The organism is Nostoc sp. (genome assembly GCF_036919555.1).
In the GTDB taxonomy this organism is placed as follows: domain Bacteria; phylum Cyanobacteriota; class Cyanobacteriia; order Cyanobacteriales; family Nostocaceae; genus Nostoc.
In genome coordinates this window covers 1-2,046 of sequence record NZ_JBALCS010000024.1, presented here as the reverse complement: position 1 = coordinate 2,046, position 2,046 = coordinate 1, and the positions used below count along the sequence as shown (strand labels likewise).

2 protein-coding genes are annotated in these 2,046 nt (G+C 44.6%); both read left to right on the top strand.

From position 1 onward, the window contains the following. Nucleotides 1-176: 176 nt before the first annotated feature. Complete coding sequence (locus V7K36_RS08240; RefSeq protein WP_335114751.1) at nucleotides 177-437, top strand: WD40 repeat domain-containing protein; 261 nt, start codon at nucleotides 177-179, stop codon at nucleotides 435-437. A gap of 196 nt (nucleotides 438-633) precedes the next feature. Then, nucleotides 634-1,818, top strand: a complete 1,185-nt coding sequence (locus V7K36_RS08235) for an NAD(P)H-quinone oxidoreductase subunit H (protein WP_334828460.1) — start codon at nucleotides 634-636, stop codon at nucleotides 1,816-1,818. Nucleotides 1,819-2,046: the final 228 nt, after the last annotated feature.

The window sequence follows — 2,046 nt, the reverse complement described above, 5'->3', positions numbered from 1 at the left end:
TTGGCGCTACGCACCAACCTCACTTTCTTGTACGCGATCGCATTAATTGAGTATCACAAGTTCATATCAGTCGATAACCCGCAACTTGGGTTACTTATCAGCCCTGATGTAGACTTATAGCTGCTGCTACAGGGGAGAGTAGAATAAAACTATAGAATGTTCTTACTGGTGAATGTATTCATAATCTACAGGATCACACAGGTCGAGTATGGTTACAGGCAATTAGTTATGATAATGCAGTTCTAGCTAGTTGCAGTGATGATCAAACAGTGAGATTGTGGGATATACATATAGGGGAATGTCTTAGTATTCTGCAAGCAGATAACAGTTCTGTCAATTGTGTATTATTTAGCCACTTCAGGATTTTAAGCGCAAAAAGAGATTACATGAAAAAAAAACCTGTGTCTCAATCCCTTGCATATCAAGCTTCCCTATAATAATTGAAGAGGTGCAACAAAATGAAACATCGATTACAACTCCTTTGCTGCTATCCTCTCTCCAACATAACCCTGTAGAGTCAAAATTATATAGATTGCCCCTACAAACCTCATTTTGGCAAACAAGATAAATTGGGTCTAGTTGGCATCTGCGCGGTAGAATTCAAAATTTTCACGAACGGAGAACACGAAATCTATGACCAGACTAGAAACCCGCACTGAACCAATGCTGCTAAATATGGGGCCACAACACCCCTCAATGCACGGGGTTCTGCGGCTAATTGTCACCCTGGATGGCGAGGATGTGGTTGACTGTGAACCGGTTATCGGCTATCTGCACCGGGGAATGGAAAAAATTGCTGAGAACCGCACTAATGTTATGTACGTCCCTTACGTCAGTCGGTGGGACTACGCTGCGGGAATGTTTAACGAAGCCGTCACTGTCAACGCCCCAGAAAAGCTTGCAGGTGTTGCTATTCCCAAACGCGCTAGCTACATCCGCGTCATCATGCTGGAGTTGAACCGCATCGCTAACCACTTGTTGTGGTTTGGCCCCTTCCTCGCTGACGTGGGCGCTCAAACTCCCTTCTTCTACCAGTTCCGAGAACGGGAGATGATTTATGATTTGTGGGAAGCCGCTACAGGTTATCGGATGGTGAATCACAACTACTTCCGCGTTGGTGGGGTAGCAGTAGATTTGCCCTATGGTTGGGTAGATAAGTGTCTGGAATTCTGCGACTACTTCATACCCAAAGTTGATGAGTATGAACGCTTAGTAACCGATAACCCCATCTTCCGGCGACGTATTGAGGGTATTGGTACTATCACCCGTGAAGAAGCAATTAACTGGGGACTTTCTGGGCCAATGTTACGTGCATCTGGCGTGCAATGGGATTTGCGAAAAGTTGACCATTACGAATGCTATGACGATTTCGACTGGGATGTGCAGTGGGAAACAGCCGGTGATTGCTTTGCCCGTTACGTGGTGCGGATGCGGGAAATGCGCGAATCTGTGAAGATTATTCGCCAAGCAATTAAAGGACTTCCTGGCGGCCCTTACGAAAATCTGGAAGCTAAACGTTTAGCCGCAGGTAAAAAATCAGAGTGGGACGCATTTGATTATCAATTCATCGGCAAAAAAGTTTCTCCCACCTTCAAGATTCCCAAGGGTGAAATCTACTCTCGTATAGAAAGTGGCAAAGGTGAATTGGGAATTTATTTGGTTGGCGATGATAATGTCTTCCCCTTACGGTGGAAGATTCGCGCCGCGGACTTCAACAACCTTCAAATTGTCCCACATTTACTGCGCGGAATGAAGGTTGCAGATGTTGTGGTGATTCTCGGCAGTGTTGACATAATCATGGGGTCTGTGGATAGGTAGATAATATCTGTCTAAGTACTTTTTAGAGTAGTTGTATTACAGTGCAACTGCTCTATTTTTTTATCAAGTGAAGAGGGAACAGGGAACAGGGAACAGGGAACAGGGAACAGGGAACAAAATTCTTAAAGGTTTAAACCTACATTCCGCAGGTTGAGGGTCGAGTGATGGTATTTTAAAGTCTAAGTGGATAAAAGTAGTGGTGGGAGTTGCTAATGAGCAAACAAATAC